Origin of the sequence: Phytohabitans rumicis (genome assembly GCF_011764445.1) — a bacterium.
Lineage (GTDB): Bacteria > Actinomycetota > Actinomycetes > Mycobacteriales > Micromonosporaceae > Phytohabitans > Phytohabitans rumicis.
The window spans coordinates 4,891,372-4,909,669 of the sequence record NZ_BLPG01000001.1; the positions used below are offsets into that span (position 1 = coordinate 4,891,372).

General features: G+C 70.9%; 17 protein-coding genes and 2 pseudogenes. 12 read left to right on the forward strand and 7 right to left on the reverse strand.

Translation table 11 applies throughout. The features are described 5' to 3' along the window. Positions 1 to 4: 4 nt before the first annotated feature. From Prum_RS21995 to Prum_RS22035, 9 genes and pseudogenes are all read left to right on the forward strand, one after another. Entirely contained in the window at positions 5 to 835 is an 831-nt protein-coding gene (locus Prum_RS21995; protein WP_173078228.1) for a beta-keto acid cleavage family enzyme, read from the forward strand. Continuing rightward, positions 832 to 1,779 carry an asparaginase gene (locus Prum_RS22000; RefSeq protein ID WP_173078229.1) on the forward strand — a complete coding sequence of 316 codons (948 nt, stop codon included), beginning with the start codon at positions 832 to 834 and terminating at the stop codon, positions 1,777 to 1,779. The genes Prum_RS21995 and Prum_RS22000 overlap by 4 nt, the downstream gene beginning before the upstream one ends. Before the next feature lie 60 nt (positions 1,780 to 1,839). Then, positions 1,840 to 2,268 (forward strand): annotated as a pseudogene (locus tag Prum_RS22005) (helix-turn-helix domain-containing protein); the annotation flags it as partial. A gap of 8 nt (positions 2,269 to 2,276) precedes the next feature. Then, the gene (locus Prum_RS22010) at positions 2,277 to 2,810 is read left to right on the forward strand and encodes a hypothetical protein (RefSeq protein ID WP_173078231.1); all 534 of its coding nucleotides are present in this window, start codon (positions 2,277 to 2,279) and stop codon (positions 2,808 to 2,810) included. 163 nt (positions 2,811 to 2,973) lie between these two features. After that, positions 2,974 to 3,288: a DUF2516 family protein gene (locus Prum_RS22015; protein ID WP_173078232.1), complete on the forward strand. Its 315-nt coding sequence runs from the start codon at positions 2,974 to 2,976 to the stop codon at positions 3,286 to 3,288. Next, positions 3,285 to 4,172, forward strand: coding sequence for an alpha/beta fold hydrolase (locus Prum_RS22020; protein WP_173078233.1), 888 nt, complete (start codon positions 3,285 to 3,287; stop codon positions 4,170 to 4,172). The genes Prum_RS22015 and Prum_RS22020 overlap by 4 nt, the downstream gene beginning before the upstream one ends. A gap of 9 nt (positions 4,173 to 4,181) precedes the next feature. Further along, positions 4,182 to 4,918 (forward strand): annotated as a pseudogene (locus Prum_RS22025) (alanyl-tRNA editing protein). Positions 4,919 to 4,947: 29 nt separating this feature from the next. Continuing rightward, on the forward strand, positions 4,948 to 5,319 hold the full coding sequence (locus Prum_RS22030) for a hypothetical protein (RefSeq protein WP_173078234.1): 372 nt from the start codon (positions 4,948 to 4,950) through the stop codon (positions 5,317 to 5,319). Then, positions 5,300 to 6,082 (forward strand): EI24 domain-containing protein, encoded by a 783-nt coding sequence (locus Prum_RS22035; RefSeq protein WP_281369128.1) that lies wholly within the window; start codon positions 5,300 to 5,302, stop codon positions 6,080 to 6,082. The genes Prum_RS22030 and Prum_RS22035 overlap by 20 nt, the downstream gene beginning before the upstream one ends. On the opposite strand, the gene Prum_RS22040 is transcribed toward Prum_RS22035, so the two are convergent. From Prum_RS22040 to Prum_RS22050, 3 genes are all read right to left on the reverse strand, one after another. Further along, entirely contained in the window at positions 6,079 to 7,095 is a 1,017-nt protein-coding gene (locus Prum_RS22040) for a LacI family DNA-binding transcriptional regulator (protein WP_173078235.1), read from the reverse strand. The two genes, Prum_RS22035 and Prum_RS22040, sit on opposite strands and share 4 nt — an antisense overlap. After that, positions 7,092 to 8,462: a GH1 family beta-glucosidase gene (locus Prum_RS22045; protein ID WP_173084022.1), complete on the reverse strand. Its 1,371-nt coding sequence runs from the start codon at positions 8,460 to 8,462 to the stop codon at positions 7,092 to 7,094. Before Prum_RS22045 ends, Prum_RS22040 begins: the two co-directional genes overlap by 4 nt. Before the next feature lie 64 nt (positions 8,463 to 8,526). Continuing rightward, positions 8,527 to 9,294, reverse strand: coding sequence for a maleylpyruvate isomerase family mycothiol-dependent enzyme (locus tag Prum_RS22050; RefSeq protein WP_173078236.1), 768 nt, complete (start codon positions 9,292 to 9,294; stop codon positions 8,527 to 8,529). A 279-nt stretch (positions 9,295 to 9,573) separates the two neighbouring features. Between Prum_RS22050 and Prum_RS22055 the strand changes: the two genes are divergently transcribed. Further along, entirely contained in the window at positions 9,574 to 9,807 is a 234-nt protein-coding gene (locus Prum_RS22055; RefSeq protein WP_173078237.1) for a hypothetical protein, read from the forward strand. 176 nt (positions 9,808 to 9,983) lie between these two features. Here the strand turns inward: Prum_RS22055 and Prum_RS22060 are convergent, their stop codons facing one another. After that, positions 9,984 to 10,784: a class I SAM-dependent methyltransferase gene (locus tag Prum_RS22060; protein ID WP_173078238.1), complete on the reverse strand. Its 801-nt coding sequence runs from the start codon at positions 10,782 to 10,784 to the stop codon at positions 9,984 to 9,986. Further along, positions 10,784 to 11,548: an SDR family NAD(P)-dependent oxidoreductase gene (locus Prum_RS22065; protein ID WP_173078239.1), complete on the reverse strand. Its 765-nt coding sequence runs from the start codon at positions 11,546 to 11,548 to the stop codon at positions 10,784 to 10,786. The genes Prum_RS22060 and Prum_RS22065 overlap by 1 nt, the downstream gene beginning before the upstream one ends. 197 nt (positions 11,549 to 11,745) lie before the next feature. Here Prum_RS22065 and mshA point away from each other — a divergent pair, with 197 nt between their 5' ends. After that, positions 11,746 to 13,047, forward strand: coding sequence for a D-inositol-3-phosphate glycosyltransferase (gene mshA / locus Prum_RS22070; RefSeq protein WP_173078240.1), 1,302 nt, complete (start codon positions 11,746 to 11,748; stop codon positions 13,045 to 13,047). Next, positions 13,044 to 13,583, forward strand: coding sequence for a type III secretion system chaperone family protein (locus Prum_RS22075; RefSeq protein ID WP_173078241.1), 540 nt, complete (start codon positions 13,044 to 13,046; stop codon positions 13,581 to 13,583). The genes mshA and Prum_RS22075 overlap by 4 nt, the downstream gene beginning before the upstream one ends. Positions 13,584 to 14,076: 493 nt before the next feature. On the opposite strand, the gene fxsT is transcribed toward Prum_RS22075, so the two are convergent. Both fxsT and Prum_RS22085 read right to left on the reverse strand, forming a co-directional pair. Beyond that, a complete protein-coding gene (gene fxsT / locus Prum_RS22080) occupies positions 14,077 to 16,926 on the reverse strand; it encodes an FxSxx-COOH system tetratricopeptide repeat protein (protein ID WP_173078242.1) in 2,850 nt (949 codons plus the stop codon). A gap of 486 nt (positions 16,927 to 17,412) precedes the next feature. Next, the gene (locus Prum_RS22085; RefSeq protein ID WP_173078243.1) at positions 17,413 to 18,147 is read right to left on the reverse strand and encodes a hypothetical protein; all 735 of its coding nucleotides are present in this window, start codon (positions 18,145 to 18,147) and stop codon (positions 17,413 to 17,415) included. Positions 18,148 to 18,298: the final 151 nt, after the last annotated feature.

Here is an 18,298-nt window from a genome sequence, read left to right on the forward strand (position 1 = left end):
CCGGATGACGGGAACGTTGATCACGGTGGCGCCGACCGGTGCGGAGTCGGCGAAGGCGGACGTGCCGGCGCTGCCGGTCACGCCGGAAGAGCTGGTCGTCACGGCGAAGGAGTGCGAGGCGCTCGGCGCGAGCGTGATCCACGTGCACATCCGGGACGACGAGGCGCGGCCGACGCTCGACCTGGGGCGGCTGCGTGCCACGGTCGCGGCGCTGCGCGGCACCACCGACCTGATCGTGCAGCTCTCGTCGGGCGGGGCGGTGACCGATCCGGAGGCCGCCCGGCTGGCCGTCCTCGACGCGGCTCCCGACATGGCGTCCTGCACGATGGGCACGGTCAACTTCGGCGACGACGTCTTCATGAACCGCTGGGAGTTCATCGTCGAGCTGCACACCCGGATGCAGGAGCGCGGCATCGTGCCGGAGTACGAGATCTTCGACCTCGGCCACCTGACCGCGTTGCAGCGCCTCCTGGGCAAGTACGGCCTCCCGGCGGGCGGCCACGTACACGTGGACCTGGTGATGGGCGTGCCCGGCGGGATGCCCGGCACGACGGAGGCCCTGGTCGCGTGCCGCCAGGCGATGCGTGACCTGCCGGAGGGCACCACGTTTTCGGCCACCGGCATCGGCCGCTCGACGATCCCGGTGATGCTGGCGTCGCTGTCGGCGGGCGGCCACCTGCGGGTCGGCATGGAAGACACCGTCACGTACGCGAAGGGCCGGCCCGTCGAGTCCAACATGCAGCTCGTGGCCAGGGCGGTCGGCTTCGCGCAGTTGGCGCAGCGGCCGCCGCTGACCTCCCGCCAAGCCCGCGCGCTCCTGGGCGTGCAGGCATGAATGCAGGAGTTCCGCTCGCGGAGGTGGTCCGGTCCGGGTTCGTGGAGGGCATGCACCGGGGCTCGGTGGTGGTGCTCGACGCGAGCGGCGCGGTGCTCGACTCGGCCGGCGACGTCAAGGTGCCGATCTTTCCGCGCTCCTCCAACAAGCCGCTGCAGGCGGTCGGCATGGTGCGCTCGGGGCTGCGGCTCGCCGACCCGGCCGACCTCGCGCTGGTGTGCGCCAGCCACTACGGCGAAGACTTCCACGTGGCCCGGGTGCGCGCGTTGCTGCGCAGCGCCGGGCTGGACGAAAACGCCCTGCGCTGCCCGCCTGACCTGCCGCTGAGCCAGGACGCCGCGGCGGCCGTGCTGCGGTCGGGCGGCGGGCGGTCCCGGGTCCGGATGAACTGCTCCGGCAAGCACGCGGGGATGCTGCTGACCTGTCGGGCGGCCGGCTGGTCGACCGAGGAGTACTGGTCGCCGGACCACCCGCTGCAGGAGAGGCTGCGGGCGGCGGTGGAGGACCTCTCCGGCGAGCGGGTGGCCGCGGTGGGCGTGGACGGCTGCGGCGCACCCGTGCTGGCGGTCTCCCTGACCGGGGTGGCGTCGGCGTTCCTGCGGCTCGTGTCGGGCGCGCCGGCGTCGGTGGAGCACACCGTCGCCGACGCGATGCGGGCGTACCCCGAGCTGGTCGCCGGTACGGACGCCGAAGACACCCGGCTCATGCACGGCGTGCCCGGCCTGCTGGCCAAGGGCGGCGCCGAGGGCGTCGTGGCGGTGGCCGTCCCGGACGTCGGCGCGGTCGCCCTCAAGATCGAAGATGGCGCCATGCGTGCCCGGATGCCCGTGCTGGTGTCCGCCCTGCGCCGCCTGGGGGTGCAGGCTCCGATACTCGGCGAGCTCGCGGAGGTGCCCTTGCTGGGCGGCGGCGAGTCGGTCGGCGCGGTGCGCGCGCTCTGGTGAGTTAGCGCACAGCTAGCGTTTTGCTTGCAAGAGCAAGCGGTCGGGGTTACCGTCGAATGCATGGCCACCCCGAAAGATCTGCCCCGCGACATCGGCGGCTTCATCCGCGACCTGCGGCGTAACGCCAAGATCTCGTTGCGGCAGCTCGCGGATCAGGCGGGAGTCAGCAACCCGTACCTCAGCCAGGTCGAGCGCGGCCTGCGCAAGCCGAGCGCCGAGGTGCTCCAGCAGTTGGCCAGCGCCCTGCGGGTCTCCACCCCGGTGATGTACCTGCGTGCCGGCCTCCTTGACGCGCTCGACGCCAACGAAGGGCAGGGCGTGCTCGCGGCCATCGCGGCCGACACCGACCTGACCCTGTCGCAGAAGCAGTCGCTGAGCCAGATCTACGAGACCTTCCGGCGGGAAAACGCCCGCACCGACGAGGCTCCCGCCGAGTCGCCAGAGCCCGAGACCAAACCGAAAGAGACGGTCGCACCCGCGGCCGAGGAGGAGTAGCAATGACCGAGCAGAGCAAGTCGACCCGCATCCCCGCCCCGCTCTACGCCGCGGCCGGCGCCGGTGACCTGGCGTACCAGCAGCTGCGCAAGCTGCCCGGCGTGGTCACCGAGCTGAGCGAGAAGGCGGCCGCTGGCAGCGTCGACCTGCGCGCGAAGGCCGTCGCCACGCTGCGGGCCGCCAACACCACCGCCGTCACCCTGCGGGACAAGGCCGCCACCACGGACTTCGACGCCGACCGGCTGCGCGCGGCCGCCAAGCGCAACGCCGCGGCGCTCGCCGCTGGTGCCCAGGTCGTGCAGGACCGCGCCGTCGCGTTCTACGGCACGCTCGTCGCCCACGGTGAGCGCGTCGTCGGCACCGGGGTCGTCCGTACAGCCGACGCCGTCAACGCCGACATCGAGGCCACCGAGCCGCCCGCCGAGGTGACCGCTGCCCCGGCCGCGGAGGCCACTGAGGCCGCCGAGGCCACCGAGGCGAAGCCGGCCGCCAAGGCCACCCGTCCGGCGAAGCGCACCCGCCCCGCCGCCAAGTAATTGGCATCCGCCCAGGTGGCGGCCCTGGGGCCAGATCAACCCGGAGTTGGGCGCGAAGCGACCAGCCCGGGTTGATCCGGCTTCAGGCCCGAAGCGAGCGGAGCGAGCCAGCTGGCACGGCCCGTTTAGCCAGGGCCGGCACCTGCGGCATAAGCTTCAACCCATGGCCATCACCGCGCCGCTCTTCTACGTCGAGGTCCGAGACGCGATCAACCTGGTGCTGCTCATCTTCGCCCTCGTGATCGAGGGCGTTGCGCTCGTGCACTGCCTGACCCAGCGGTCCGACGCCTTCCCCGCGATCGGGACCATCCCCAAGGGCGCCTGGCTGGCCATCCTGGGCGTCTCCCTCCTGCTCACCCTCTTCTTCTTCAGCGCGATCAGCATTTTCGGTCTGATCGGCATCGCCGCGGCCGCCGTTTACCTGCTCGATGTGCGGGTCGGGCTGCGCGACCTGACGGATGGCAAGGGCTTCTGGTGAGAGATTTCCGCTGGCCTCCGCCGCCAGACGGCGGGCCGCGGACGTACGGCCCCGGACCGTCGGCGCCCCGGACCGGGCGGCCGGCCCTACCCGAGCCACCCACCGAGCTGGTCGCCACGCCGCACGGCGCCCAGCTGGAGCGGCTCGTCACCGGCGCAGGCGACCCGGCGACCGTCTTCGCCCACGGGTTCGCCACCGGCATCGCCGCCACCCGCCCGCTGGGCAGCGCGGTCGAGGGCCGCAAGGTCTTCTTCCAGTTCCGCGGGCACGGGCGGTCGGATCCCCCGGTCGGGCCCATGACGTACGGGGATCTCGCTCGTGACCTGCGGGCGATCGCGGACCTGTCCGGGGCGACCCGGGCGGTCGGGGCGAGCCTGGGTGCCGGGGCACTGTGCCACCTGCTGGCCGAGAGCCCGGGGCGCTTCGAGCGGGTGGTGTTCTTCCTTCCCGCCGTACTCGATGAGCCAAGGACCGCGGCGGCGCGGGAGCGGCTGACGGCGCTGGTCGACGCGGTGCAGTCGGGCGATGTGTCCGCGGTGGCGGAGGCCGTCTCGGCCGAGACCCCCGCGGCGGTGCGCAACACCCCCGCCGGCTGGGGTTACCTGCGCCAGCGCATCGACCAGCTGATGCGGGACGGCCTGGCGCCCGAGCTGGCCAGCCTCACCGAGCAGGCGCCGGTCGCGGACCGGGCGGCGCTCGCCGCGGTCACGGCCCGCGCGCTGGTGATCGGCTGCGTCGGCGACGACCTGCACCCGGCCGCGGTCGCCGCGGAGCTCGCCGCCGCGCTACCCGAGGCCGATCTGCACGTGTACGACCGTCCGGGCGTCCTCTGGACCGAACGCGCGGACCTGCGCGACCGGATTTCCGCCTTCTTGAACGGTTAGGACCAAGTCATGGGCGTGACACACCACGGCCGGACGGACCGGCTCGACCTCGTCGACCCCACGCTGCGCGAGTGGGCGTGCACGGTGCTCTTCGCCGATCCCGAGCAGGGGATCGTGCTCGACCGGTCGGCGTTCTATCCGGGTGGTGGTGGGCAGCCGCCGGACCACGGCGTGCTGCTGTGGCAGGGCGTGCAGACCCGCATCGTGGGCACCCGCAAGGGCGACGACCTGTACCTGCTGCCCGCCGAGGGGACCCGCTGCCGCCGGCCGGTACGGCGGTCGCCGGCGCGGTCGAGGACGAGCGGCGCAGCCTGCTCATGCGTACGCACAGCGGGCTGCACGTGCTGTGCGGCGTGGTGTTTCGCGACTTCGGCGCGCTGGTCACGGGCGGCAACATGGAGCCCGGCGAGGCGCGGATGGACTTCAACCTGCCCGAGGTGCCGCCGGACTTCAAGCTGCGGCTGGAAGAGCTGGTCAACCGGGAGGTGGCCGAGGACCGCGCGATCGCCGTACGGGTGCTGCCGCGCGAGGAGGCGCTCGCCCTGCCGGACATCATCCGTACCCAGTCCAACCTGATCCCGCCCGAGGAGCAGGAGATCCGGATCGTCGACATCTCCGGGCTGGACGTGCAGGCCGACGGCGGCACCCACGTGGCGTCCACCGCGCAGATCGGCAAGGTGCAGCTGGTCAAGGTGGAGAGCAAGGGCAAGGCCAACCGCCGGGTGCGGATCCGTTTGGTTGCGTAACCTTTTCATCGCTTGCGCGGTGAATTGGTGTGGACAAGACGCCAAAGGTGGTTTTCGCCGCAATAGTGCTGCTCGGCCTGCCGCCAGCGGTGTGGGCCGGGTGGACCTGGTCCGACGGCGCCCCGCCGCCCGCGTCCAATCCGGCCGGGGCCGGCAACCTGGGTACGGCGCCGCCCGGCGCGACCCCCATCCGTGGCTGGACCACCGTGCCGCCCACCCCGTCCGCCACCCTGACCGGAACGCCCACCGCCGTACCGACTCCGTCGCTGCTGGCGCCCACCATGACCGCCGTACCGACCGTCACTCCCACGGCCACCTCCGCCCCGGAAGCGACCCCCGAGCCGACCCCGTCCCCGGCCGAGCCGCCACCGTCCACAGCGGATCCGACGCCGACGCCTTAAGCTCGCGGGCGTGGTGGGTGAGTTCTTCGAGGGCGTTGGCCTGCTCGGTCGCGGCATCGCGATGTACGCCCGCAGCCCGCGCCTGGTGCTCCTAGGGATCATCCCGGCGCTCATCTCCGGGCTGCTCTTCATCGCCGCCTTCGCGACGTTGGTCTACTTCATATCCGACCTGGCCGACCTGGCCACCTGGTTCGCCGACGACTGGTCCGAAGGACTCCGGGACGCCGTCCAACTCCTGGCCGCCCTCGGCATCCTCGGCCTGGGCGGGCTCATCGGCATCCTGGCCTTCACGGCGGTCACCCTGCTCATCGGCGACCCGTTCTACGAGAAGATCTCCGAGCAGGTCGAGGACCGCTTCGGCGGCGTACCGGGCGAGGTCGAGGTGCCGTGGTGGCGTTCGCTGCGCCGGAGCCTGTGGGACTCGCTGCGGCTGCTCGCGCTGTCGCTGCTCATCGGCATCCCGCTCTTCCTCCTCGGTTTCATCCCGTTCGTGGGGCAGACCGTGATCCCGGTCATCGGGGCGCTGGTCGGCGGCTGGTTCCTCGCGCTGGAGTTGGTGGGGATGGCGTTCTACCGGCGCGGGCTGCGCCTACCCGACCGGCGCCGCATCCTCGGGGCGAACAGGGTAGTGGCGCTCGGGTTCGGGGTGAGCGTGTTCTGCTGCTTCCTGATCCCACTCGGCGCGGTGCTGATCATGCCGGCCGCGGTGGCCGGCGGCACCCTGCTCGCCCGCCGCGTCCTCGGCGCCCCCATCACGGGTTAGGTGGAGTCGCGGATTACCAGGTCGGTGGGGAGGATCAGCGACTCCTCGACCGGGTCGCCGTCGGCAATGCGCAGGAGTTGGCGGACCATCTCGCGGCCGATGTCGATGATCGGCTGTCGGACGGTGGTCAGCGGAGGGTCCGTGTAGCGGGCGATCTCGACGTCGTCGAAGCCGATGACGGCCACGTCGTCGGGGACTCGCCGGCCGGCCTCGCGGAGCGTACGGAGTGCGCCGTGGGCCATCAGGTCGGACGCCACGAACACCGCGTCCAGGGCCGGGTCGTCGTCGAGGAGTTGCCGCATGGCGACGGCGCCCGATTCGCGGGTGAAGTCGCCGACCGCCACGATCGACCGGCGGCGGGAGCCCTTCAGCGCGTCGCGGTAGCCGGCGAGCCGGTCGATCCCGGCGACCATGTCGGGCGGGCCGGCGATGGTGGCGATCCGCTGCCGGCCCTGGTCGAGCAGGTAGCGGACGGCCCTGGTGGCGCCGCCGACGGAGTCGACGTCGACGTACGGCACGGGTGGGTTGGTGCGGCCGAGCGGGCGGCCGCTGCACACGACCGGGATGCCGATGCGCGCCAGCGTGCCGGGCAGCGGGTCGACGCCGTGCATCGAGGCGAACATGACGCCGTCGACGTGGCGTCCGGTCGTGTACCGCTCGACCCGGTCGTAGCTGGCCGCGGAGCCCGCCATGATCAGTACGAGCTGCTTGTCGGCGGCCTCCAACTCCTGGCTCACCCCGCGCACGATGCTCGGGAAGAACTGGTCGTCGGAGAAGACCCGGGTCGCCGACTCGGGCAGGATGAGCGCGATCGAGTCGGTGCGCTGGGTGACGAGGCTGCGGGCGGCCAGGTTGGGCACGTAGCCGAGCTCGCTGACGGCCTGCCGTACGGCCTCCTGGATGGGCTCGGCGACGGTGGTGGAGCCGTTGACGACGCGGGAGACCGTGGCGCGGGAGACGCCGGCGCGGCGGGCCACCGCTTCGAGGGTGGGGCGTTCCCGCGCGGCGGTCATGAGTCCAGCCCGTTGCGGGCGATGACTTCGCGGTACCAGTGGGCGCTGTCCTTCGGCGTACGGCGCTGGGTCTGGTAGTCGACGTGGATGATGCCGAAGCGCTTGCGGTAGCCCTCGGCCCACTCGAAGTTGTCCATCAGTGACCAGACCAGGTAGCCCCGGACGTCCACGCCCCGCGCGATCGCGGTGTGCACGGCGCGGAGGTGACCGTCGATGTACGCGATGCGGTCGGCGTCGGTCACCTGCCCGTCGGGGCCGGCCTTGTCGGCGAACGCGGCGCCGTTCTCGGTGATCAGCAGCGGCGTGCCGGGGTAGTCGCGCGCGATCCGCTCCAGCAGCGCGGTGAGGCCGGCCGGCTCGATCTGCCAGCCCATCTCGGTCAGCGGTCCGGCGGGCGGCAGGAAGAGGATGTCCTCGGTGCCGGGGTGCGCCGGGCCACCGCCGCCCGCGCCGGGGCGCCCGGCGACGTACGTCGGCGAGTAGTAGTTGACCCCGAGCACGTCGATCGGGGCGGCGATCCGCTTCTCGTCGCCGTCCTGGATGAAGGCCAGGTCGGTGAAGCGGCGCATGTGCTCGAGCACGTCGGCCGGGTAGCCGCCGGCCAGGATCGGGTCGAAGAAGATCCGGTTGGCGATCCCGTCGACCACGCGTACCGCCGCCGCGTCGGCCTCGCTCTGCGGGTCGGCCGGCAGGACCGCGGCCGGGTTGAGCGTGATCCCGATCTTGCTGGCGCCCGCCGCGCGCAGGGCCCGCGTGGCCAGGCCGTGCCCGAGCAGCAGATGGTGTACGGCGGTGAAGGCCACCGCCGCGTCCTGCCGGCCCGGGGCGTGGACTCCGGCGGCGTACCCGAGGTAGGCCGAGCACCAGGGCTCGTTGAGGGTGGTCCAGGTCCGGACCCGGTCGCCCAGGCGTAGGTGTACGGCGGACGCGTACTCGGCGAACCACGCGGCGGTGTCCCGGTGGGCCCAGCCGCCACGGTCTTCCAGCGCCTGCGGCAGGTCCCAGTGGTAGAGCGTGATGATCGGGTCGATGCCGCGGCCGATGAGCTCGTCGACCAGCCGGTCGTAGAAGTCGAGCCCGCGCGGGTTGACCGGCCCGGTGCCGTCCGGCTGGATCCGCGGCCACGCGATCGAGAACCGGTACGCCTGTAGGCCCAGGTCGGCCATCAGCCCCACGTCGCCGGCGTACCGGTGATAGTGGTCGCAGGCGACGTCGCCGGTGTGGCCGGCGTAGACCTTCCCCGGCGTACGCGAGAAGGTGTCCCATATCGACGGACCGCGGCCGTCGTCGCGCGCCGCGCCCTCGATCTGGTACGCCGCAGTTGCCGCACCCCATACGAAGTCGTCTGGAAACTGCAGGCCCACCATCATCCCCTTACGACGCGCGGCACGATCCTTACGATTATGTGCCAACCGCGATCGGGCAGTGGGGTCAGCCGGTACGCAGGCAGTCGAGCAGCGTCGCGTCGCCGGTGACCTCCAGCACGTCGAAGAGCACCCGGCCGTAGAGCGCGAGCAGCAGGTCGCTGGCGGTGCCGGCGGCGAACACCCGCGCGGGGTGCTCGTCGCTGTCGAAGAGGGTGCCGGTGTCGAGCAGCGCGACTCCCTCGCCCCGCAACCGCAGGAACCACTCCTGCGAAGCGTCGGTCGCGACGAGATGGACCACGCCCTGACGGGACGACGGGAGCTGGCGCCGGCCGGCGGGCAGCCAGGTGTCCAGCACCTCGCTCACCCCGTCGACCGCGAGCTTGGCCTCGACCGGCTCGCCGGCGCCGATGGCCATCTGCGCGTCCCACCGGTGCACGGCGGTCTCGTGGGCCATCCGGCGATGCCAGAATCCTGCCTTTTTCGCCTGTGGTGCCCAGTTCCACGCGGGGAGCTCGGGGTCCAGCCCGTCGAGCGTCTCCACCAGCTCGGTGTACTCCTGCTGCCACCAGTCGACGACCGCCGGGCCAGTGGGCAGGTCGGCGGGGACGGGGGCCTTGCGGGACTCGGGTGGGGTGGTGACCCCGCGGCCGGCGTGGCCGCGCACCCACCGGTAGATCGAACCGAGGTGGTGCGCGAGGTCGGTGACGGTCCACTCCGGGCAGGACGGGACCTCGGCATCCGGCGGGGCTTCGGCGATCGCGGCGCGGAAGGCCGGGCCCTCGGCGCGCAGGCCGGCGACCCAGAAGTCCTTCGAGCCGTGCAGTCTGCTCATCACTTACCCCTCCCAGACACCCCGCTGCGTCCAAGCCTAGGGCGCGGATGTGGTCAGGGCGTCCCCCAAGTCGCTAGAACGATGTGAGGGGACGCCCTGATCACGGAGAGTAGTTGGTACTAGCCCTCGAAGCGGCGACGGCGCGCGAACGCCAGGGCGCCCAGGCCGAGTGCGGCGCCCGTGCCGACCAGGACGGCCCCGGTCACCGCGATGGCCGTGGTCGCGTCGCCGGTGACCGGCAGCGGCGGCTGCGTGGTGGGCGGCGCGGTGGTCGGCTGAGTGGTCGGCGGCGTCGTGGGCGGCGTCGTCGGTGCGGTGCTGGGTGGCGTGGTCGGCGGGGTCGTGGGCGGCGTGGTCGGCGAAGTCGTGGGCGGGGTGGTGGTGGGCGGCGTCGTCGGCGGCTTGGTCGTCGGGCCCGTCGTGGGCGGCGTGGTCGGCGGCTTCGTCGGCGGCTTCGTGGTCGGCCGCGTCGTCGGCGGCTTGGTGGGCGGCGTGGTCTCGCAGTGGCCGTAGCCGGGCTTACAGACCACCGGCGGGCCGGCCTGCGCCGAAGAGAACACGGCGGTAGCGCCGAGCATTGTCAACGGAACGGCGACTAGGGCGGCCGCAGCCGCCATTCGCACGGTGGTACGCACTATTTCCCCCTGAATATGTCGCTAAAAAAGCTAGTAAGCACCTTTCTCAACGATTCAGGGCCAGTGCAGGTAACTAGGTTGGACGGCTGACCAGGCAATTGTCAGCTCGCCGAGGCGCCAGCGGGCCGGGCCGTCCAGCACGGGCCACCCGGCACCGCGCACCGCGGCCACCGCGCGCAGCCAGCGCTGCCGGGGACCGAAGGTGGCGTACGGCGCGGCGTCGCGCCAGCCCTCGTCCAGCGCGCCGACGAGGGCGTGCACCCGCTGACCGGGAACGTTGCGGTGGATGAGCGCCTTCGGCAGTCGCTCGGCGATCGTGGCCGGGGTGTCGAGGGTGGACAGCTTCGCGGCGAGCGTCAGGGAGCGTGGCCCGCTCGCGTCCAGCAGCACCCAGGACGCCAGCCGCCCCAACTCGTCGCAGGTGCCCTCGACCAGGACGCCGTCCGGTGCCAGCGCGGCGACCATGGTGTGCCAGGCGTCCAGGACCGCAGACTCGTCGTACTGGCGCAGGACGTTGCAGACCCGTACGACGGTGGGGCGCAGGCCGGCCAGCTCGAAGCCACCGCGCGCGAACGTCAGGCCGGGCGGATCGGCGGCCGGCGCGGCGGCGGCCACCCGCTCGGGATCGATCTCCATCCCGACCACGCGTACGTCGGGCCGGACCGCCGCGGCCAGCCGGGCGCGCAGCTCGACGGCCGTCACCGGGGTCGCGCCGTACCCGAGGTCGACGACGAGCGGGTCGGCCGTGTCCCGCAGCCGGTCACGCTGCGTGACGGCGATCCACTTGTCCACCCGGCGCAGCCGGTTGGGGTTCGTCGTCCCGCGAGTTATCTCCCCGAGCGGCCGGGTGGGCATCAGAGCACCCGGTGGACCTTGTGCTGGGCGGCCTGGGCGAGTGGGCGTACCACCAGGCGGTCCACGTTGACGTGGTGCGGGCGGGTCGCGCACCAGGCGACGCAGTCCGCGATGTCCTCGGCGACCAGGGGATCGGCGACGCCCGCGTACACGGACTGGGCCTTGTCCGCGTCGCCGCCGAAGCGCACCAGCCCGAACTCGTCGGTCTTCACCATCCCGGGATCGATCTCGATGACCCGCACGGGGCGGCCGCTCAGCTCCAGGCGGAGGGTCCCGGCGAGCGCCGTCTGCGCGTGCTTCGCAGCCGCATAGCCGCCTCCCCCCTCGTACACGATGAATCCGGCGGTGGAGCTGAGGACGACGACGGTGCCCGCGCCCGACGCGACCAGGGCGGGCAGCAGCGCCTGGGTCACCCGCAGGGTGCCGAGGACGTTCACGTCGTACATCCACTGCCAGTCGGCGACCGACCCGGTCTCGACCGGGTCGAGGCCGCGGGCGCCGCCGGCGTTGTTGACGAGGAGGGTGAGCGGCCCGGCTAGCTCGGCCACGGCGGCGGCCAGCTCGGCCACCGACTCGTCGGAGGTGACGTCGCAGGCGACCGCGGTCGCCGTGCCCCCGGCGGCGGTGATGTCCTTGACAAGGGCCTCCAGCCGATCGGTACGCCGTGCGGCGGCCACCACGTGGAAGCCCTCGGCGGCCAGCCGGCGGGCGGTGGCGGCGCCGATCCCGCTGGATGCGCCGGTAACAATCGCGATGGGGGTCATAGCGGCGATTGTCCCGCACCGCCGGAAGAGAGCTGGGTCACGTCCGGGCCAGCGTTAGATGCACCTTCAAGTGGTGATCGGGAAGATGGTCTGGGCCACGGGGGGTTGTGCCTGAGGCGTATTTATTGCCGTCGTGTTAACCGCCCGTGGAAGGAGCAGGTCTCGTGCAGGTGCGGCAGCGAACTCATCCCCGGCCGATGCCGCGGCGGATCGCGACGCTCTCCGTGCACACGTCCCCGCTGGACCAGCCCGGCACCGGCGACGCTGGCGGCCTGAACGTGTACGTCGTGGAGATCGCCCGCCGGCTCGCCGGCGCGGGCGTCGAGGTGGAGATCTTCACCCGGGCGACGTCCAGCGACCTTCCGGCGTGTGTCGAGATGTCACCGGGCGTGCTGGTGCGACACGTGAACTCCGGACCGTTCGAGGGACTCGCCAAGGAGGACCTGCCGGGCCAGATGTGCGCGTTCACCAACGGGGTGCTGCGCGCCGAGGCAGCCCACCCGCCGGGCTTCTACGACATGATCCACTCGCACTACTGGCTGTCCGGGCAGGTCGGCTGGCTCGCCAAGGAGCGCTGGGGCGTGCCGCTGGTGCACACCGCGCACACCCTCGCCAAGGTCAAGAACGTCCAGCTCGCCGCCGGGGACCGGCCCGAACCGGTGGCCCGGGTCGTCGGCGAGGAGCAGGTGGTGGCCGTGGCCGACCGGCTCGTCGCCAACACCCAGGTCGAGGCGCACGACCTGATCGCCCGCTACGACGCCGACCCGCGCCGGGTCGCGGTGGTGGAGCCCGGCGTCGACCTCGACCGCTTCCGCCCGGCCTGCACCGGGCGCGAGGCCGCGGCGCGACTCGCCGCCCGCCGCCAGCTCGGTTTGCCGGAGCGCGGGTACGTCGTCGCGTTCGTCGGCCGCATCCAGCCGCTGAAGGCCCCCGATGTGCTCCTGCGTGCCCTCGCCGCGCTGCGCCACCGCGACCCCGAGCTGGCCGACCAGGTCACCGTCGTGGTGTGCGGCGGGCCGAGCGGCAGCGGGCTGGACCGGCCGACCGCGCTCATGGAGCTGGCCGCCGGGCTCGACATCGCCGACTCGGTGCGCTTCCTGCCGCCGCAGACCGGCGACGACCTGCCGGCCCTCTACCGGGCGGCCGACCTGGTGGCCGTGCCCTCGTACAACGAGTCGTTCGGGCTGGTGGCCCTGGAGGCGCAGGCGTGCGGTACGCCCGTCGTGGCGGCGGCCGTCGGCGGACTGGTGACCGCGGTCCGGGACGGCGTGAGCGGCGTACTCGTGGACGGGCACGACCCGGTCGACTGGGCGACCGTGCTCGGCAAGCTGCTCGCGGCGCCGGCCCAGCGCGAGGCGCTCGCTCGGGGCGCGGTCGGACACGCGCAGAACTTCTCCTGGGAGCGTACGGCCTCCGGCCTGCTCGCCGTCTACCGTGAGGCGGTGACCGAGCACCGCGGCCGGATCGCCGCCGAGTTGGCCCTCGGAGCCGGGGTGTGAGCCGCGCCGACGTCGCCGCACTCATCGAGCGCGTCTGCGCCTCGCTCGCGCTTCCGTGCGAGCCCACCGGCGAGCACTCGTACGCGGTGACGCTCGCCGGCACCCACAAGCTCAAGACGATCTGCAACCTCATCGTCGGCGAGCACGCGCTGCGGGTCGAGGCGTTCGTGATGCGGCAGCCCGACGAGCGGCGCGAAGAGCTGTGGGCCTGGCTGCTGCAGCGCAACTCCCGCATGTACGGGGTCGCGTTCTCCATCGACGCCGTCGGCGACGTCTACCTCACCGGGCGGGTGGGGCTGCGCGGCCTCGACGAGGAGGAGCTGGACCGGCTGCTGGGCTCGGTGCTGAGCTACGCCGACGACTGGTTCGACACGATGCTGGAGATCGGCTTCGGTACGGCGATTCGCCGCGAGTGGGAGTGGCGGGTCAAGCGCGGAGAGTCGCTGGCGAACCTCCAGGCGTTCGCGCACATGTTCGTTGTGGACACTGACGCTTCCGACCGGCAGACACGCGGTGTGACGGGCGAGACAAGTTAACCGTCTTGCCTGTGCAAACGCTTGCAACGTAACGTCATCTACACGCGCCGCGCCTGGTGAGTTCGGGGGAACTCCGGTCCGATTCGGACCGTACATCCGGGCATCGGCGCCGGGGATGGGTGGCTCTAAACGCCGTTGGGGGACGGCACCACCTAAGACCGGCGGCGAGAGCGGACGACGCTTACGGGGGTGAGTGTCGTCCGCCGCCGCCGGCCGCGTCCTTCCCCCCGCCCCCTCCCGCGCCGCCCTCCGTGCGTCCCTCCCTCCGCGTCCCCCTCTCCGCGTCGATCAGTCAAGAGACGGATTTGTGAGGTCTCGATCAATCGCCTGACATGGGGAAACTCGTGCGGCCCGTTGGACCTCCCTGGCGGTACGGACCGCGCGACCACGGCCGCAAGTCATGCTCGTAGCGGCACGGCTGCTCACAGCGCGGCCTAGTGTGTGCTGCACGTCAAGTAGCCGCCGTTGCGCATCGCCGCCGTCCAAGCCCTTACTAGGGGCCAAGGGTATCTTTGCCTAGCTGTCGCGCCCGTTCATGCTCACCCAACTCCGCCAGGTTGGCGGCGAGGTTGTTGGCCGATCTCAGGGTGCGCGGGTGGTCGTCGCCGAGTATGCGGCGGCGGCGGGCCAGGGTGTCCTCGTCCAACTCCCGCGCCCGTTCATGCTCACCCAACTCCGACAGGTCGACGGCGAGGTAGTGGGCCGAGTTCAGGGTGTCGGGGTGGTCGTCGCCGAGTATGCGGCGGCGGCGGGCCAGGGTGTCCTCGTCCAACTCCCGCGCCCGTTCATGCTCACCCAACTCCGACAGGTTGGCGGCGAGGTTGTGGGCCGAGTTCAGGGTGTCGGGGTGGTCGTCGCCGAGTATGCGGCGGCGGCGGGCCAGGGTGTCCTCGTCCAACTCCCGCGCCCGTTCATGCTCACCCAACTCCGACAGGTTGGCGGCGAGGTTGTGGGCCGAGTTCAGGGTGTCGGGGTGGTCGTCGCCGAGTATGCGGCGGCGGCGGGCCAGGGTGTCCTCGTCCAACTCCCGCGCCCGTTCATACTCACCCAACGTCGCCAGGTTGGCGGCGAGGTTGTGGGCCGAGCTCAGGGTGTCGGGGTGGTCGTCGCCGAGTATGCGGCGGTGGCGGGCCAGGGTGTCCTCGTTCAACTCCCGCGCCCGTTCATACTCACCCAACGTCGCCAGGTTGGCGGCGAGGTTGTGGGCCGAGCTCAGGGTGTCGGGGTGGTCGTCGCCGAGTATGCGGCGGCGGCGGGCCAGGGTGTCCTCGTCCAACTCCCGCGCCCGTTCATGCTCACCCAACTCCGCCAGGTTGGCGGCGAGGTTGTTGGCCGATCTCAGGGTGCGCGGGTGGTCGTCGCCGAGTATGCGGCGGCGGCGGGCCAGGGTGTCCTCGTCCAACTCCCGCGCCCGTTCATGCTCACCCAACTCCGCCAGGTCGACGGCGAGGTAGTGGGCCGAGTTCAGGGTGTCGGGGTGGTCGTCGCCGAGTATGCGGCGGCGGCGGGCCAGGGTGTCCTCGTCCAACTCCCGCGCCCGTTCATGCTCACCCAGGCCGGTCAAAACGGCCGAGAGATTGGCTATGGCCAATAGGGTGTCGGCATCGTCCGGTCCGAGGTCGGCAAGCAAGCGTTGGTGCTGGGTCTCGGCTAGTGGCAGTGCGATCCGATATTCGCCGCGCGAGATCAGGTACCAGAGGGTCGAATTGACGACGTGTTGGAGACTCTGTGTGCCGTCGGCCGGGTTGAGGGCCAGCACGTGCGGCAGGATCTCGGCCCAACGCGGCCAGGTTGAGGGATCGGTGCCGTCCACGTCCGTCTGGTTTGCGACCAGGTCTTCGGCTTGGCGTCGCGTGGCGGTGTTGTGTTCCGGTGTGGACAGTTCACGGAGCACGGCTTGGGTGAGCCGGTGCATTTGGATGGTCGTCTCGGCGAGTCTCAGTAGCCCCAAGCGAGCCAGGCGGCTCAGGGTATGTCGGAACGCCCTCGGCGCGGCCACGACCGTGGCGAGTGGGTCGTCGACCGTGGTCGGCGTGAACCAGGCCAACGGCACCGGATCCGGCGCCAGATGGGCGCACAGGTGCAGCAGCGCCAGCGCGGCGGGATCTTCCTCGGCTAGCCGGGATGCAGAGATCTCGATCGCGGCGGCCAGCGGCGCCGGGTATCCCAGTGGCCGGTTCTGGCCCAGCACATCGTGAGCGTGGCCGGACAATTCGACCAGATATTCCGTCACTGGCATCCGGGTTTCGTCCATGAACCCGACAGCCTGCGCCAAGGCCAACGGTAGGTCACCCAGCGCGGCGGCCAACCGGTCCGCCTCGTGTTCGGGCAGGGTGGGCAGGTTCTGCCGGACCATGTCCACCGACTCGGCGCGGGTGAAGACGTCAATACCCACGGGCACCGCGACACCCAGGAATGCGGCGTTACGCGAGGTGATCACCGTATGGCCTGTCTGCGGCGGCAACCACGGCTCTAGGTCCTCGGCCGACTCGGCGTTGTCAAAAACCAGCAGCCACCGGGACGTGTGCCGCAACTTCGCCTGTACGGCCCGGACGCCCTTCGCGTCGGCGGTGCCTGGCTCCGCCCAGCCCGCCTCCACCGCCAACGCGGCGATCTGCTCACCGATCAGCTCCGGCTTCTCCGAGTCGATCCACCACACCAACTCGTAGTCCCCTGCGAACAGATGCGCGTATTCGATCGCCAGTTGGGTCTTGCCGACCCCACCTATGCCGTACAGCGCCTGCACCACGGTCCGGCCCCCGGCGGTCAACTGCTCCCGCAATCGGGCCAGCAACGCCGTCCGGCCGGTGAACCCCATCAGCCGCCGAGGCACATTAAACGGTCCCGGACGCGAACCCGGCAGCCGCACACCGTCCACCGCCGTGGCACCCGGAAACGACACGTCCCGATCCGGGCTGCGCGAGCCGAACACCGCCGACAACAACGCCTGCCGCGCCGGCTCCTCGCCTAGGTCGAACAGATCCCTGTACACCAGCGGCGCCAAAATCGGCGGCGGCTGCACCGGCTCCACCCGCAACGGCACCAACCGGCGCCGCCCATCCGCACCTGGCCGCTCGGCAATCACCGCCGTCCACTCATCAGTGGTGAACCGGGACGGCTCGAAATACGCCGCCGAGTACAGCGCCACCACCCGGTCGGCACGCGCCAGCGCCGTGTTCATGTTCAACACGGCATTGCTGCCAGTCGCCCAGTCCCACACGTCCAGCTCGACCGTCAGCCCGGCCTTACGCAACTGGTCGGCCACCCACTCCGCCCACGGACGCTGCGGACCGGCATAACTCACGAACACATCCAGCCCGCCGGGCCGGCCACTGCCTGTCACGGGTAACACCCTGCACGAGCTGACGCACCCACCGCGACCATCCAAACGGACACAGATACTTAATCTACGCCAAGATGATCAACAGTTGGCAGAAACCAGAAAGACCGAGCGATTGCACGCCCGCTCGGGGCACTCTTCAATTTCGTGATCACGCCCGCGACCTGCGGGAGGTTCCCTGTGAGGGCATCCCGGCTGCGGCCCCGCGCTAGCCCGCTGCTCTGCGCTGCTGTAGGTCCGGTGAGCAGACCTGCCGTTGACCTTGGTCGCGCATCGCTCAGGAAGGCGCTCTCGCCTCCGGAGGGCCGGTCTATACCCGAGCGTGTTATGCCCGTCGACCTGGGCAACACGTCGTCTCACGGACCGGTTGCTTGCCGGTTGGGCACGTATTCGGCACGGCGTCATCCGAGGTGGCGTCCTGTACTATTCTGGACGGCTATCGGCGGCGGCCGTTGACTACATGTGGATCAAGCAGTTGGGCATCTGGATCTATGGGCCTGGGGGCAGGGCCTTGAACACCTCGGTCCACGATTCGATGCCTTTCTGAACGATAGGACCGGAGGAGAAGGCGATCCACGCCGCGCCGGCCGCCTCAAGTGCCCTCTTTATAATCGGATGTGATCGTGTCGGTGCACTAACAGCCACAGCGCCCGCCAGTCGCTCCGTTGCTGCCTTTACGCCCTCGGGTCCGGTCAGGCGCAAATGGTCGATGGCCCAGGCGATGTCGTAAAGACGATCCAGAAGGAATTGCCGGATCTCTGCCGGCAAATCAGAGGTATTCGGCACGTCGTCGATGACTTCGCTGATCTGTTGCTTGAGTTTCGAGAGTTGGTCTTCCGCTGGTATTCGTCCCTCGGACGCCGTTGCGTTGAGAAAAGAGGAGACGCCCCCCAGAGAGACGAGCGCTCCCGCATCGACGAGGTCTGGGCCGGGTGAGGGGTTCTGGCGGGCATGATGCTCTGGAAAGAAGATGGGAGATGCCCAGGCGTACATATGGAGATCTACGATCGCGCGTTGATACATGTCGCCCGTATTGGTGACGGCGATCTCCAGTTGTGGCAGCAAAGCGGCGGCCAGGGCTAGTTCCCGGACGGCTAGGACGTCGGTGTCAGCGGCTAGCACCTTTGCCCAGGTCTGAAGAATGGTGATGTTCGACGAAGCGGTCTCGCGGTACGCGGTGAGCAGGGCGTGAAGTCGTCCGGCTGGGTTAGTGAGGATGGTCACGCGTAACACCGTAGTCCACGGTGGATGCTTGCATCATTGGGCGGCGACTGGATGTCGTCAGGTCGAGGCGGCTGATCCGCGAGTGCGGGTGACTCTGACCTGCGACATGTATCGGCGATGTTGCCGACGTTGATCACCACTAGTCGTACTC

Coding starts and splice junctions, on each gene's coding strand:
- Prum_RS21995 (WP_173078228.1), top strand. CDS start 5: ATGACGGGAACGTTGATCACGGTGGCGCCGACCGGTGCGGAGTCGGCG.
- mshA (WP_173078240.1), top strand. CDS start 11,746: ATGCCGCGGCGGATCGCGACGCTCTCCGTGCACACGTCCCCGCTGGAC.
- Prum_RS22010 (WP_173078231.1), top strand. CDS start 2,277: ATGACCGAGCAGAGCAAGTCGACCCGCATCCCCGCCCCGCTCTACGCC.
- Prum_RS22000 (WP_173078229.1), top strand. CDS start 832: ATGAATGCAGGAGTTCCGCTCGCGGAGGTGGTCCGGTCCGGGTTCGTG.
- Prum_RS22040 (WP_173078235.1), bottom strand. CDS start 7,095: ATGACCGCCGCGCGGGAACGCCCCACCCTCGAAGCGGTGGCCCGCCGC.
- Prum_RS22065 (WP_173078239.1), bottom strand. CDS start 11,548: ATGACCCCCATCGCGATTGTTACCGGCGCATCCAGCGGGATCGGCGCC.
- Prum_RS22050 (WP_173078236.1), bottom strand. CDS start 9,294: ATGAGCAGACTGCACGGCTCGAAGGACTTCTGGGTCGCCGGCCTGCGC.
- Prum_RS22060 (WP_173078238.1), bottom strand. CDS start 10,784: ATGCCCACCCGGCCGCTCGGGGAGATAACTCGCGGGACGACGAACCCC.
- Prum_RS22045 (WP_173084022.1), bottom strand. CDS start 8,462: ATGGTGGGCCTGCAGTTTCCAGACGACTTCGTATGGGGTGCGGCAACT.
- Prum_RS22015 (WP_173078232.1), top strand. CDS start 2,974: ATGGCCATCACCGCGCCGCTCTTCTACGTCGAGGTCCGAGACGCGATC.